We start from the raw sequence: 14,306 nt of genomic DNA, 5'->3' as shown, positions 1-14,306 counted from the left end.
AAAGTATTGCAATATTACTTTCTGTCTGAAGTAATGAAGAATATTGAAAAACCAACTAACCTTTAAATAGCTCTTATCCTAATAGGGATGGAGCTATTTTTTTTGAACCTTACAATATTGTAAGGTATATGTAAGTTAATTCAATAGCTTGTTTTTTATATTTTTTGCATAATAGAAATAGATTAGGGAGATGATTCAGAAGGGAGACGACTGGGATGTGTAAAGAAGAAGTAGTGAAGGTTCCACTGAAAGAGTGCTGTAGCTACTTTATGGTTGCTATAGTATGTATTGGATTGTTTGATATAATAACAAATTTAATTGTTAAATAATATAGATATGAAATAAAAATGATAGAAGAGAAAATGAAGATAATATGTTTAGGTATAAATCAATATATGTAAAACAAGAAAGAATGTCTTTCTTGTTTTTTTCTTTCTCTAACATCACGTATTAGAATGAGTGTAAGAGGTGATAGGAGTGAAATGGATAGATAGTCATATACACTTGGATCAATATGAAAGTAAAGAGCAAATGAATATATTAAGCGATGTGAAAAAAAGTGCTGAGATTGATGGATTAATTGGAGTATCAATGAACTATCATTCTTGTTATGAAATATTATCTTTAGCAAAACAGTACCCCTTTGTATATCCAGCGATTGGTTTCCATCCAGAACAACCGATTCAGAAAGAAGAATGTGAACAAATTTATAAACTTATTGAAGAGCGGAGAGAACAGATTGTTGCTATCGGTGAGGTTGGTTTGCCATATTATTTAAGACAAGAGCAGCCGAACCTTGCATTAGAAACGTATATAGAGGTATTAGAGCGATTTATGATTTTGGCTAAGGAATATCATTTGCCAATTATATTACATGCAGTTTATGAAGATGCAGATATTGTTTGTGATCTACTTGAAAAGCATGGGATTTCACACGCTCATTTTCATTGGTTTAAGGGAAGTAAAGAAACGATGGAGAGAATGATTCGAAATGGTTACTATATTTCTATTACACCAGATGTTTTATATAAGGAAAAAATTAGAAATATTGTCTCGTTTTATCCGTTAAAATATATGATGGTAGAGACAGATGGACCTTGGAAATTTCAAGCGGAACAAATGACACATCCGAATATGATTAAAGACGTATTAAAGGAAATTAGTGTAATAAAAAATGTCCCGATAGACGAAGTGGCGAAGCAAATATATTGGAATACAGTTCAGTTTTACTCAAGTAAGATAGAATAAAAAACGCCAAATGCGAATGAACTTTTTTAAATCAGTCTAAAGCACGCTGCTGCGGTATATGCTCGTTTGCTATGATAAAAGTTGTAGCAGATTGCTAGAATCATATAGGTAGAAGGATGAAAAAGAGAAAATTTCAGCAAAGAAAGAGGTAAAAGTAGTGAAAAAATTCTTTGTAGGATTTCTAGTTGTTCTTGGAATGTATTTATATTTTCAAGGTGAATCTGAAGGAATGGAAAGATGGACAAAACAGACAAGTTATGTCGATTCAGAGGAAGCAAAGCAAATGAAACAAATTATTATAGAAGAAGCAAAGAAGGTAAACCTCCCAGAATGGATTCCTCTTACAATTGCTGAACATGAAAGTCGTTTGAATCCAAGAAGTGTTGGAGATAATGGCACTTCATTTGGGTTGTTTCAATTGCATCGCGGTGGTGGACTGGCTCCAGAGCATGTAACAGATGAACAACTAAAGGATCCTCGTACAAATGCTCAAATTGCGATGCCTCATCTACTGAAAGGTTATAAAAGAGGAGTACAAAAAGGGCTAACTGATTTTGCTTTATTAAAATATATCGCGAATACATCTGGATGGCCAGGAAACCTAGGGACTGAGTGGACGGATCAAAATATGAAATATAATGAAGGGTTGCAAGAGGTATATTACCGAAATAAAGGAATCGTAAAAGAGTAGGGTATGTGGCCGCTACTCTCTTTATTTATATTTGTTTTTCGGGTCATCCAATCGTATTCTTTTCGTTTAAAGTGGTGTTTCAATTGCTGTTTTATCTCTTCTACCTTAGTAGAAACGCTTTATGAAAAGAAAAAATAAAAGACAAGATATCCAATGTACGTATAGATATCTTGTCTTTTATTTTCTTGATAGTTTTTTCTTTGGATTGCCTTTTGCGCATAAGGAAATGTTTATAACGATGGCCTTCTGCATATTCCTTTTCTCCTTTTATTGCTGATTTAATTCTTGGCTAACAGCTTTTGCATCAATTAAAGCATGAAGAATCATTTTGACCATGTTCATCATTTTTGCTCCTCCTTTTATAATTGATTCAATTTTTTTACAACTGCTTGTCCGTTTACTAACACCTCAAGGATTGCTTTTACGATTTCTTTCATCATGATTATTTCCCCCCTTTGTTATCTTTCGTTTCTATCTTTATTGTATAGGGAGGAATCATTTCGCACTATCGCTTTCCATTACGTGAACATAACAGTTTTGTAAGATTAGATGTGTTGTTTTGAAATGTTTAGTCTATCTTCATTATTTTCAGAAAAATGATTATTCAAACATTAAATTGAGGAGAATAAGATACCTTATGATAAATATAAGAGAGGTGACTTATTTTTTAGCTATTCGTCTGTAATGAAATGGTATAATTTTCTTGTTATAGATGGACTTCATATTTTAAAATGCGAGGAGAATTTTATGTTAAAGTATGCGCGCATCATTACGATTATTATGATCTGTGTAGTATATATCAACAATGTTTCACGTGAAACGATGGGTTTACAAGCATTTATTGGTATCGCATGTTTTATTTATATTTTGAATCATGTATTACTCTTTCAGCCACATGAAGGGGAAAAACGTAATTTTTATATATTTCTAATCAATGGAATCGTTACAGCACTGCTTGGATTTTTATTTCCTGAAACATCTTTATACTTGATTATATTTGGGATTGAAGCGGTAGGAATATTTATTCATACATGGCGGAAAGTAGTTGTATATTTTTTTGTGAGTTTTTTCTTTATATGTTGGTTTTCTATTTTGTTATATACATATCAATATACAGGGAAGGTAGAGTTTGATACAAACGCCATTAACTTTATGTTTGTGCTCTTTAGTGCTTTAGCAGGGAGTTTAATAAGAAAGCTGACAGTAGCACATCAAACGGTTGATGAACAGTATGAAAAATTAATATCATCCCATACAGCTTTAAAAGAAGCGCATGAACAACTACAGCTTTATGCTAAGGAAGTAGAAGAATTAACTGCCGTTCGGGAACGAAACGATATTGCTAGAGAAATTCATGATACAGTTGGTCATAATATGACAGCTTTACTTGTACAACTGCAACTTGCCGAAGCTTTATGGAAACAAAAATCAAATGTGACAGAAGATGTTTTGCATACATGTTATGAATTAGCTAAGAAATCTCTTCAAGAGGTAAGAGCTTCAGTACGTGCACTGAAGGAAGAAAAGAATTTAGGAAATATAGTGGAGAATATGCGAGAGATGTTAAGTGAGTTTTCAAAAGCGGCGACGGTGCAAGTAACCTTTCACTTAAAAGGAGATCCGATTGTTATTCCGTTATCATTACAGCCAACTTTATTACGTATTATGCAAGAGTCATTAACAAATGCGAAACGTCACGGAAAAGCTAGTGTATGTGAAGTTGAATTACTTTGTAATCATGAAAAAGTAATGTTATCGATTTCTGATAATGGCATTGGCGTGAATGAAGTAAGCCCTGGCTTTGGATTAATGAATATGAAAGAACGTGTAGAGGAACATGGAGGAGTAATTCGGTTTGAAAGTGAGATAGAGAAGGGATTTCGGTTAAAAGCTGAGTTCCCGTTAAAAGAAAAAACATGGGTAATAGGAGGAACAAAATGATTCGTATTATGATTGTGGACGATCAGTCGCTGATTCGTGACGGTTTAGCAATGTTATTAAATTTGCGTCCAGAGCTTGAGGTGGTAGGGACAGCAAGTGATGGGGATGAAGTTGTTGCGCAAATAGAAAAACTGCAACCTGAAATTATTTTGATGGATATTCGAATGCCTCGAGTAAATGGGGTTGAAGGAACGAAAATAGTAAGGGGGAAATTTCCGGAAATCAAAGTGCTCATGTTAACGACATTTAATGATAGTGAACTTATTTTTGAGGCGCTAGAGCAAGGCGCAAGCGGTTATTTATTGAAGGATATGGAGACAGATGCGATTGTTCAAGCGATATTAACAGTCCATGGCGGAGGTGCTGTTCTTCCGCAAGATATAACAGCACAAATTGTAAAGGAATTAAAAAGAACAAAAATTGTAGACACATCAGAAAAAAGTGCTCCAAAGCAAATAGAACAATTAACAGAACGTGAAATAGATGTATTAAGGGAAATCGGCCTTGGACTAAATAACAAAGAGATTGCTGAAAAGCTGTTTATTACAGAGGGAACTGTAAAAAATCATGTTTCCAGCTTAATTAGTAAGCTAGAGCTTAGAGATCGGACGCAAGCAGCTATATATGCAGTGAGATATGGTATTACTACATACCCATGACTTTTAGCATAGAGAAATCGAAAAAAGCAGCCAATGATGCTGCTTTTTTATTTTACATTTCTATCTGAGGGAGGATGGAAGAGAGGGAGCATTCTTTTACAATGAAACTGTAGATGAATGTAAGGAGGATGAACCGTCATGTTAGCTGTGGAACATATTGTGAAATCTTTCGGAAAGAGAGAGGTTGTACAGAATGTATCTTTTGAAGTACACAAAGGAGAAATATTTGGGTTACTTGGTCCAAATGGAGCTGGAAAGTCAACGACGATAGCGATGATTTGTGGGCTTATTCCTTATGATAGTGGTGATATTAAAGTTGGAGGAAAGTCTGTAAAAGAGTATTCATTAGATATAAAAAAGAAAATCGGAATTGTTCCACAAGATATTGCTTTATATCCTACGCTTTCTGCGAAAGAAAATTTAATTTTCTGGGGGAAGATGTATGGATTAAGTGGAGCTGTTGCTAAGAAACGATCAGATGAAGTGCTTGCATATGTAGGATTACAAGATCGAGCGAAAGATAAAGTTGAAACATTTTCAGGAGGAATGAAGCGCCGAATTAATATTGGAGCAGCACTCATGCATGAGCCAGAGTTGTTAATTATGGATGAACCGACAGTAGGAATCGATCCACAATCGCGAAATCATATTTTAGAAACAGTAAAGAAATTAAATGAAAAAGGTATGACTGTTATTTATACAAGTCACTACATGGAAGAAGTAGAGCATTTATGTGAACGGGTTGCCATTGTTGATCATGGAAAAGTGATTGCAGTCGGAACAAAAACAGAGTTATGTAATCGTTTGACAGATGGCTTTATGGTGAAAGTGCAGTTGAATCATTTCACTCAGGAGTTATTGGGAAAATTAAAGGCAATTCCTACTGTAGAACGGGTTGTTATCCATGAGGAGACAAATACTTTTGATATTGGACTGCAGAATGGAGCAGCTGTTGGTACTGTTGTTTCGGTAGTGGTAGAAAATCAAGCGCAAATTTTAAAACTTGAATTGCAAGAACCAAATTTAGAGGCCCTTTTCTTACAATTAACAGGACGGTCACTTCGCGATTAGGGGGGGAAGGTTATGAAAAGCTTCATTGTAGCATGGAAAGATTTAAAGATTCGTTTCATCGATCGGCGTGGATTTATGATGATGTTGCTAATGCCATTGCTGCTCACAGCTATTTTAGGATCGGCACTAAGCAACATATTAGATAACGGAGGACTACCTAAAACAGTAATCGGCTATTATCAAGAAGGTCCGGATGACTTTGGTGAGATGCTTCGAAAAGACATATTGCAATCAAAAGAGATAGAGAAGGATATAAAAGTAGAAATGGTAACGTCACAAAGTGAGCTAGAGGATTTATTAAAAAAACAAAAAATTGATGTTGGGGTAATCATACCAAGTGGCTGGAGTGAAAAGATAGAAGAAGGAACTTTAAAAGAAGCAAAACTAATGACGAATCCAGCAAAAGATATACAAGCGAAAATTGCTGAATCGATGATTCGTTCTTTTACAGAACAGGCACAAACCATCGCAGTTTCTACTCAGGTTGTTATTACAGAGTTAGCAAAGTCGCAACCTAAAAATATAGAACAAATTGCAAAAGAAGTGAGTGCGAATTTACAAACAGTGGCTACTTCCCATAGAGATGAAGTTGAAAAAGGAACCATCGGTAAAAAGACAGTCACTGCCATGCAATATTATGCAGCAGCTATGGTAGTCATGTTTTTATTATTTAATATAACAGTTGGAGCGAAATCTATTATAACGGAGCGAAGAACAGAAACGTTGGCAAGGTTATTCAGTACTCCAACAAGTTCATTTTCTATTTTATTAGGAAAATTCTTTGGAACATTGTTATTTTCTTTTATTCAATTTGGAGTATTTGTATTCGCTACTCATTATGTATTTCATGTAAATTGGGGCGAGAATATATTTCAGGTGATAACAGTAGGAATTGCCTATGCCATTTGTGTTTCTGGATTATCGATGCTTATTGCAGCATGGATTCATGAAGAGAAGACGGCAGATTTAATGGGGGGGATTGGAGTTCAATTACTCGCTCTATTAGGCGGATCTATGCTACCGCTTTATGCGTTTCCAGATAGCCTTCAAACCATTGCTCATATTGCTCCAAATAAATGGGCGCTGACAAGTTTTTTAAACATTATGTCGGGTACATCTTGGAGTACATTACTTCCAGTTATCTTAAGTTTGGCTAGTGCAGGATTTGTTTCAGTAATTATTGGAACTGTTCGTCTACGCATGAGATAGGAGGAGAAGAAATGAAAAAAATTTGGGCGCTTTGTTCGTTAGAGTTAAAACAAGTTTTCACGAAACCGCAAAGCTATATACTCATGTTTGGAATGCCAATCATTTTTACACTTATATTCGGAGGTTTGTTAGGTGGAAGTGGCGATGAAAAAGTAAAGATTAGTTTAGTAGATTATGATCAGTCAAAGTTATCTCATTCGTATTATCAAGAACTAAGAGGGAATCATTTCATTACGATTGAAAAAGGAACTGATAAAGAAGCAAAGCAGAGAGTTGAAAATAAGAAGTCTTCGGGTATTGTTATCATTCCAAAGGGATTTCAAGAGAATGTGATAGCTGGAGAGACGGGGAAAATTAAATTTCAATCAAGCGCTGATTTTACAGGAAGTTCTTCTGTAGAGCAAGTTCTGCAAAGTACGATTAAAAAAATGAAAATTGAGGTAGCAGCAGCAAAAAAACTCGAACAAACAGGGGGAGCTTCTTGGAAGGATGTATATGAAAGTATTCATTCAAAAGTAGAACCTGTCTCAATTGAAAAAGATTCTATAGCAGGAGAGAAAAATTTGAATCACATGGCAGGGCGTGCAGCAGGGTTTTCTATTTTATTTGTTATGATTGTTATGCTAAGTGCAACAGGGACGATTTTGAAATCAAGGCAAATAGGAGTATGGTCTCGCCTGCTTGAAACTCCTACGTCAAAAGCTCAAATATTAGGCGGATATATACTTTCATTCTTCTTAATCGGATGGGTTCAATTTGGGGTCTTGATGGTATTAACGAATCGTTTGTTTGATGTTCAATGGGGAGATATGCTAGGAATTATTATGCTTGTATCGGGATTACTGTTAGCGGTCATTGGGTTGGCGCTGCTAGTAGCGAGTATTGTAAAGACAGCTGAGCAACAGTCAGCGCTAGGGAATATTGTTGTGATTTCAACATGTATGATAAGCGGTCTATATTGGCCGATTGAAATTGAACCAGAATGGATGCAGCAAATTGCCAATTTTGTTCCTCAAACTTGGGCAATGCGCGGATTTACCGAATTAATTGTAAGAGGTGGAACTTTCCTTGATATAACGGGGTATATTGGTATATTACTGTTGTTTGCAGGTGTATTTTTTATCATTGGTTTAACAAGAATACGTTATGAATGAAAAAAAGCAGAGTTTACAGCTTTAAGCGCTGAGCTCTGCTTTCTTTCTGTGTATCGTCCTCTCCTAAGGAGATGATAATAGCCATTCCAAGTATGAAGAAGAATGCTAAAAAGAGGACGAACTTTGGGAAGAACGGGAATAAAAGCAATGCCCCCACGATCATGATTGTCAATGCCACATAGTGCAAGACATATTGGAGTAGTTTGTCCATATTTTCGCCCCCTTTTTGGTCATTTGTTAGTAGTTTATGCATAGGAAAGAAAGAATAGAATGATTTTTATGATTTTATATATATGATTCATTTTTTTAGATGAATTAGTAAAAAAATTAAAAATATTTAAATAGAATGAATTGACAAAAAATAACTGGAGATGTAATCTAATAACAATAAATCCTATCGGAAATGTATGAATAAAATTATTTACCCCCTCACGAACATTTATTTTTTGAATATAAAACCAATTTTTCCGATAGGTTTTATGATTTATTTAAGGGCAATTTAAGAAATATTTAGGAAAGTTAAGGTGGGGACAATGGAGAAAAAGTCAAAAAGATGGGCTAGTGTATTTTCGATTTTACTAAGTAGTTCACTTGTATTATCCGCTTGTGGGGGAGGAGAAGAAGAGGTTTCAACAGAACCTGCTAAGCAGCAGGACTTGAAGAATCTCAAAGTTGAAAAAATCGCAGCTACAGATAAGACGAAAGTTCCAGACAAAGCAAAAAACAGAAAGGATACGCTGATTGCTGGTATTTCTAAACCAGGGGGTGTTTTCTTACCATATTTTCAAGATAACGGTTGGGATGGCAACGTAACATCTGTTATTTTTGCTTCCCTTGTTACAACAGATAAGCAAGGGAAACCAGTTCCCGATTTAGCGGAAAAATGGGATGTTTCTTCCGATCAATTAACATACACATTCCACTTGCGTAAAGATGCAAAGTTTAGTGATGGTTCACCGTTAACAGCAGATGATGTGGCATTCACATTAACACTTTTACATGATCAAGCATATGAAGGTAGCGATTCTATTTTGCAATATGCGATTAAAGGTGGAAAAGATTACAGAGAAGGGAAGGCAAATGCTATTGAAGGCATTCAAATTATTGACCCACAAACAGTTAAAATTACAACAGAGAAAGTAAATTCTCAAGCTTTACTCGCTTTAGGTGGACCAGTATTATCGAAGGCATATTACGGTAAGGACTATAAACAAAATACAAGTTTAGATTATTTAAAAGAGCTGTATGGTAAACCGCTTGCTGCGGGTCCTTATAAATTTGAAAAATATATTCCTGGGCAAGAAGTTCGTTTCGTAGCGAATGAACATTATTATGCAGGAGAACCGAAAATTAAAAACTTTATTTATAAAATTACGTCAGCAGATACGAAATTTCAACTATTCCAAACAGGTGAGATAGACTATACAGGTGTTGGAACAGGTGATGAAATTTTAGAACAAGTAAAAAGCTTAGGATTTGCCAATATTGAAATTGAGACAGCATCTTCATTCTCTTATATAAAAATAAATAGTAAAAAGCCATATTTAAAAGATAAAAAAGTTCGACAGGCACTTATCTATGGATTAGATCGTAAAAAGTATGTGGATACAGCCTTGAAAGGTTACGGTACGGTAGCAAACGTACCAATTCATCCAACTTCGTGGGCTTATACAGAAGATGGGATTGATAAATATGAATATGACAAAGAAAAGGCGAAGAAATTATTAGATGAGGCGGGATGGAAAGTCGGTTCGGATGGAATCCGGGAAAAAGACGGTCAAAAATTAAAAGTAACATATTATGGTGGAAGTTCAGCAAAAGAGGGCGATCTATTCATCCCGATTGCGAAAGAGAATTATAAAGAAATAGGAATTGAGTTTAATCCAGAGTTTATGGATTTTAATACGATGCTTTCAAAAGTGAACAAAGGTGATTATGATTTAGCTGCTGTTGCAACTCCAATTACAATAGATCCAAGCGAACCGGTTAGTGGTTATTCATCTGAAGGGGATGGAAACAAGCTAGGATATAAAAATGAAAAAGTTGATGAGTTAATTAAAAAGGGGCTTGAAATAATTGATATCGAAAAAAGAAAACCGATTTATAAAGAACTATATAAAGAATTAAGTGATGATCCACCTGTTATTCTATTAAACTACCGTAAAATTATTACAGCTTACAACGCAAATATAAAAGGAATTGATCCTGAAAAATATGACGGCATTAGTACGAATTTACCTGTATTATCAATTGAAAAATAAAGATAAGTCCGTATAAATAGAAGACATTTTTTTATTCGAAATGCTGAATGAAAAAATGTTCTTCTATTTTAAGTACATAAGATTGGGGAGACGAAGGGTGAAAACATATATCATTCGTAGGTTGTTACAAATGATCCCTACACTGTTTGGTACATCTATTATTATCTTCTTCTTATTCGCACTTTTACCAGGGGATTATATTGATTCGAATCCGAAGATTACGCCAGAAAGAGCTGCAGAGCTTAGGGAACTATATGGGTTAAACAAACCAATTATGGAGCGTTACGTTCATTGGTTAGGTAATGCATTACAAGGGAACTTTGGCTTTTCTTTGCAATATCAAGAATCTGTAACATCGCTATTAAATAAATTTATTTGGAATTCGTTTATGGTAGCGATTGTAGCTTTATTTTTTATTTGGTTAATTGCGCTTATTGTTGGAGTATTTTCAGCAACAAAACAGCACTCCTTATTCGATAAGTTTGTGACAGTCGGAGTTTTTGCTGCAATGTCATTTCCGTCATTCTTTATTGGTCTATTTCTGATTAAAGTCTTTGCTGTAGATTTTCATTTGTTGCCGATAGGTGGAATGATTGATGTTGGTAGTAATTCAACCGGTTTTGCTCATGTTGTAGAAGTTGCTAGGCATATGATCCTGCCAGTATTTATTTTGACACTTCTTGGTGTAGGGTCGTTAACTCGTTATTTTAGAACAAGTATGCTTGAGGTTGTAAGACAAGATTATATTCGCACAGCACGAGCAAAAGGGCTCAAGGGGAAGGCTGTTATTTATAAACATGCACTAAAAAATGCAATTTTACCAGCTATTACATTGCTTGCATTTGAACTACCAGGGTTATTCTCTGGTGCAATTATTATTGAACAAATTTTTAATTGGCCTGGAATCGGAAGCATTCAATTAGAGGCATTAAATTTTCGAGATTATACAGTATTAATGGGCTTTACAATGTTTCTTTCTGTTTTAACGATTGTTTCAAATTTCTTAGCGGATATTGTATATGCTGTTGTGGATCCGCGTATTCGGTTGCAGTAAAGGGGGGAGAGAGATGGAAGTTGTTACAACAACTACAGAGATAAATAAAAAAAAGAAAAGAAGAAATGAATCGTCGCCATGGCGACAGGCTTATAGGAAAATTAAGAAAAATAAAATGGCGTTAGTAGGGTTTTATGCATTAATTTTTATGTTTTTATTTTGTTTTGTTGGGCCATTCTTTTCGCCATATGCATCTGGAAAAATACAAGTTACTTTAATAAATAAACCACCTAGCTTGTTACATTGGCTTGGTACAGATCAACTTGGAAGAGATGTATTAACAAGGCTTATGCAAGCAGGTCGTATATCACTAACAATTGGTTTGGCATCAATGGTTCTATCAGTAATTTTAGGTGCTTTATTAGGTGCCATTTCTGGCTTTTATCGAGGTATTGTTGACAACGTTATTATGCGCCTTGCCGATATTTTAATGTCAATGCCAGGATTACCTTTACTCATTATAATGGGAGCTATTTTATCAGAGTGGAAGATCCCATCAAACTACCGTCTTTATGTCATTATGATTATTTTAAGTTTGGTGGGTTGGCCAGGACTCGCTCGTCTTGTTAGAGGGCAAATTTTGTCGCTTCGGGAACAAGCCTTTATGCAAGCAGCTGATGTGTTAGGTTTGAAAGATTATCGTAAGATTGTGTATCACTTAATTCCGAATGTATTACCGTTATTGATCGTTGTATCTACCTTAGGTGTTGCAGGGTCTATTTTAGGAGAGTCAGCACTCAGTTATCTAGGTCTTGGAGTTGTTCCACCTACACCTTCATGGGGAAATATGATTAATGCAGCAAACTCGCTAATTGATTTCCAAAAGCGTCCGTGGTTATGGATTCCACCAGGGTTTGCTATTTTTATAACAGTTGTATCAATTAACTTACTTGGTGATGCACTTCGTGATGCATTAGATCCAAAGATGAAGCGGTAGGTGAGATGAATGAGCAGAGCGATAGTAGAATTAAAAGATTTACAAACACACTTTCAAACGGAAGAGGGGATTGTGAAAGCTGTTAATCATGTGAGCTTTTCTGTTCGAGAGGGAGAAATTGTTTGTGTGGTCGGTGAATCAGGATGCGGGAAAAGTGTAACAGCTTTATCTATTATGGGGCTTATTGATGAATCCGGTCGTATTGTTGGTGGTGATATTCTTTACGAAGGGAAAAGTCTGTTAGGAATGAAAGAGAAGGAGCTTCGTAGTTTAAGAGGAAATGACATCACGATGATTTTTCAAGAGCCAATGACATCTCTTAACCCCGTATTTACTGTTGGGGAACAAATTGTTGAGACATTACGAGAACATGAACTTCTTAGTAAAAACGAAGCATATAAAAAGGCAATTGAACTCATTCGGAAGGTTGGGATTGCACGTGCAGATGAGATTGTTCATTCCTATCCACATGAATTAAGCGGCGGAATGTTACAGCGAATTATGATTGCGGTTGCCCTTAGTTGTAATCCTAAATTGTTAATTGCTGATGAGCCAACAACAGCTCTTGATGTTACGATTCAAGCGCAAATATTAGATTTATTAAGACAAGTCAAAGAAGAATTCAAAACATCTATTTTATTCATTACACATGATTTAGGTGTTGTAGCAGAAATGGCGGATTATGTTGTTGTGATGTATGGTGGAAAAGTCATTGAAGAAGCGAAGGTATTAGAGCTATTCCAAAATCCGAAGCATCCATATACAAAAGGTTTGCTAAAGTCAAAACCAGTAATGGGGAAACGAACAAATAAACTGTATTCCATTCCTGGGCAAGTTCCAAACTTAGTTGGTTTAGGGGAGTTTTGCTACTTTAGTGGTCGCTGTGAGCATTGTATGGATATATGCAGAAATGCAGCGCCAGACCTTAAGGAACATGAAGATAATCATAAAGTAGCATGCTGGTTATATGAGGAGCGTGCTGAGAAATGAGTGAACCATTATTAGAAGTAAAGAATTTAAAAACGTATTTTCCGGTTAAAGGCGGTGTATTTAGGAGGACAATTGGACATGTAAAGGCGGTAGATGGGGTTAGCTTTGCAATCAATAAAGGTGAAGTATTCGGTCTAGTTGGTGAATCTGGAAGTGGTAAAACGACGATTGGGAAAACCATTCTTCGTCTCGTTCAAAAAACAGAGGGTGAAGTGAAATTTAAAGGGGAAGATATTCACTCGTTATCGAAAGAAGAACTGCGAAAATATCGCCCCAATATGCAACTTGTATTCCAAGATCCATTTAGTTCATTAAATCCAAGGATGCGAATTGGTGAAGCGCTTGGTGAACCAATGTTAGCCCATGGTTTAATAACAAAAGAAAATGTTCGGGAAAAAGTGTTGGAAGTATTAGCATTGTGTGGATTAGCCCCCTATCATATTGATCGTTATCCACATGAATTTTCCGGAGGACAACGCCAGCGTATTGTAATTGCAAGGGCGATGGCATTAGATCCAGAATTTATTGTTGCCGATGAACCCGTTGCAGCGTTAGATGTATCGATTCAAGCACAAATTATTAATTTGTTTAGTGAGTTGCGTGAGAAAAAAGGTCTTTCCTATTTATTCATTTCGCATGATTTAAGCGTTGTTGAGCATTTATGTACGAAAATAGGGATTATGTATTTAGGGACAATTGTCGAAACCGCTCCTCGTGATCAATTGTTTACGAATCCACTTCACCCGTATACAAAAGCGCTATTATCTGCGGTACCAATTCCCGATCCAACTGTGAAGCGTGAACGGATCATTTTGCAAGGTGATGTTCCAAGTCCAGCTAATCCACCATCTGGCTGCCGCTTCCATACGCGCTGCCCATTTGCAACAAATATTTGTAAGCAAGCTGTACCAGAATTTCGAGAGGTTGAGGAAGGACATCATGTTGCTTGTCATCATATATAAATAAAAAGGCTCTTTCAAATTGAACTGTACCCTATAAAATGGACAGTTTAATAAAAAGACCTTTAAAAATCAAGCACTTAAAAGATGGTTCCGGTATTGTACCGGAGCCATTTTTTTGAGTGTCCATTG

Annotated in this window: 13 protein-coding genes; 12 read left to right on the top strand and 1 reads right to left on the bottom strand. The window is 35.7% G+C overall.

Annotated features, from left to right (window positions below):
* Positions 1–477: 477 nt before the first annotated feature.
* The 7 genes from MR058_RS18670 to MR058_RS18640 all read left to right on the top strand — a co-directional run bounded on the left by MR058_RS18670 (position 478) and on the right by MR058_RS18640 (position 7,973).
* The gene (locus tag MR058_RS18670; protein ID WP_242145376.1) at positions 478–1,248 is read left to right on the top strand and encodes a TatD family hydrolase; all 771 of its coding nucleotides are present in this window, start codon (positions 478–480) and stop codon (positions 1,246–1,248) included.
* Positions 1,249–1,405: 157 nt separating this feature from the next.
* Positions 1,406–1,939, top strand: coding sequence for a transglycosylase SLT domain-containing protein (locus tag MR058_RS18665; protein WP_242145375.1), 534 nt, complete (start codon positions 1,406–1,408; stop codon positions 1,937–1,939).
* Between the two features lie 747 nt (positions 1,940–2,686).
* Positions 2,687–3,880, top strand: a complete 1,194-nt coding sequence (locus MR058_RS18660; RefSeq protein ID WP_242145374.1) for a sensor histidine kinase — start codon at positions 2,687–2,689, stop codon at positions 3,878–3,880.
* Positions 3,877–4,539, top strand: coding sequence for a response regulator (locus MR058_RS18655; RefSeq protein WP_242145373.1), 663 nt, complete (start codon positions 3,877–3,879; stop codon positions 4,537–4,539). The genes MR058_RS18660 and MR058_RS18655 overlap by 4 nt, the downstream gene beginning before the upstream one ends.
* A gap of 138 nt (positions 4,540–4,677) precedes the next feature.
* Complete coding sequence (locus tag MR058_RS18650) at positions 4,678–5,610, top strand: ABC transporter ATP-binding protein (protein WP_242145372.1); 933 nt, start codon at positions 4,678–4,680, stop codon at positions 5,608–5,610.
* A gap of 12 nt (positions 5,611–5,622) precedes the next feature.
* Positions 5,623–6,819, top strand: coding sequence for an ABC transporter permease (locus MR058_RS18645; protein WP_242145371.1), 1,197 nt, complete (start codon positions 5,623–5,625; stop codon positions 6,817–6,819).
* 11 nt (positions 6,820–6,830) lie between these two features.
* The gene (locus tag MR058_RS18640) at positions 6,831–7,973 is read left to right on the top strand and encodes an ABC transporter permease (RefSeq protein ID WP_242145370.1); all 1,143 of its coding nucleotides are present in this window, start codon (positions 6,831–6,833) and stop codon (positions 7,971–7,973) included.
* 13 nt (positions 7,974–7,986) lie between these two features.
* Here MR058_RS18640 and MR058_RS18635 read toward each other — a convergent pair whose 3' ends face one another.
* Positions 7,987–8,184, bottom strand: coding sequence for a hypothetical protein (locus MR058_RS18635; protein ID WP_242145369.1), 198 nt, complete (start codon positions 8,182–8,184; stop codon positions 7,987–7,989).
* Positions 8,185–8,506: 322 nt separating this feature from the next.
* On the opposite strand from MR058_RS18635, the gene MR058_RS18630 reads away from it, so the two are divergent.
* The 5 genes from MR058_RS18630 to MR058_RS18610 all read left to right on the top strand — a co-directional run bounded on the left by MR058_RS18630 (position 8,507) and on the right by MR058_RS18610 (position 14,177).
* Positions 8,507–10,234, top strand: coding sequence for an ABC transporter substrate-binding protein (locus MR058_RS18630; RefSeq protein WP_242145368.1), 1,728 nt, complete (start codon positions 8,507–8,509; stop codon positions 10,232–10,234).
* 97 nt (positions 10,235–10,331) lie between these two features.
* Positions 10,332–11,288, top strand: a complete 957-nt coding sequence (locus tag MR058_RS18625; RefSeq protein WP_242145367.1) for an ABC transporter permease — start codon at positions 10,332–10,334, stop codon at positions 11,286–11,288.
* Between the two features lie 13 nt (positions 11,289–11,301).
* A complete protein-coding gene (opp4C, locus tag MR058_RS18620; RefSeq protein WP_242145366.1) occupies positions 11,302–12,225 on the top strand; it encodes an oligopeptide ABC transporter permease in 924 nt (307 codons plus the stop codon).
* A gap of 9 nt (positions 12,226–12,234) precedes the next feature.
* The gene (locus MR058_RS18615) at positions 12,235–13,215 is read left to right on the top strand and encodes an ABC transporter ATP-binding protein (protein ID WP_242145365.1); all 981 of its coding nucleotides are present in this window, start codon (positions 12,235–12,237) and stop codon (positions 13,213–13,215) included.
* Positions 13,212–14,177, top strand: coding sequence for an ABC transporter ATP-binding protein (locus MR058_RS18610; protein WP_242145364.1), 966 nt, complete (start codon positions 13,212–13,214; stop codon positions 14,175–14,177). The genes MR058_RS18615 and MR058_RS18610 overlap by 4 nt, the downstream gene beginning before the upstream one ends.
* The last annotated feature ends 129 nt before the right edge of the window (positions 14,178–14,306 follow it).

Source organism: Bacillus cereus group sp. BfR-BA-01430, assembly GCF_022663115.1.
In the GTDB taxonomy this organism is placed as follows: domain Bacteria; phylum Bacillota; class Bacilli; order Bacillales; family Bacillaceae_G; genus Bacillus_A; species Bacillus_A cereus_BD.
This window is presented reverse-complemented; position numbering and strand designations above follow the sequence as displayed.

Excerpts from the sequence above, each read along its gene's own strand:
- MR058_RS18660 (WP_242145374.1), top strand. The coding sequence starts at position 2,687 with ATGTTAAAGTATGCGCGCATCATTACGATTATTATGATCTGTGTAGTA.
- MR058_RS18655 (WP_242145373.1), top strand. The coding sequence starts at position 3,877 with ATGATTCGTATTATGATTGTGGACGATCAGTCGCTGATTCGTGACGGT.
- MR058_RS18650 (WP_242145372.1), top strand. The coding sequence starts at position 4,678 with ATGTTAGCTGTGGAACATATTGTGAAATCTTTCGGAAAGAGAGAGGTT.
- MR058_RS18645 (WP_242145371.1), top strand. The coding sequence starts at position 5,623 with ATGAAAAGCTTCATTGTAGCATGGAAAGATTTAAAGATTCGTTTCATC.
- MR058_RS18640 (WP_242145370.1), top strand. The coding sequence starts at position 6,831 with ATGAAAAAAATTTGGGCGCTTTGTTCGTTAGAGTTAAAACAAGTTTTC.
- MR058_RS18635 (WP_242145369.1), bottom strand. The coding sequence starts at position 8,184 with ATGGACAAACTACTCCAATATGTCTTGCACTATGTGGCATTGACAATC.
- MR058_RS18630 (WP_242145368.1), top strand. The coding sequence starts at position 8,507 with ATGGAGAAAAAGTCAAAAAGATGGGCTAGTGTATTTTCGATTTTACTA.
- opp4C (WP_242145366.1), top strand. The coding sequence starts at position 11,302 with ATGGAAGTTGTTACAACAACTACAGAGATAAATAAAAAAAAGAAAAGA.
- MR058_RS18615 (WP_242145365.1), top strand. The coding sequence starts at position 12,235 with ATGAGCAGAGCGATAGTAGAATTAAAAGATTTACAAACACACTTTCAA.
- MR058_RS18610 (WP_242145364.1), top strand. The coding sequence starts at position 13,212 with ATGAGTGAACCATTATTAGAAGTAAAGAATTTAAAAACGTATTTTCCG.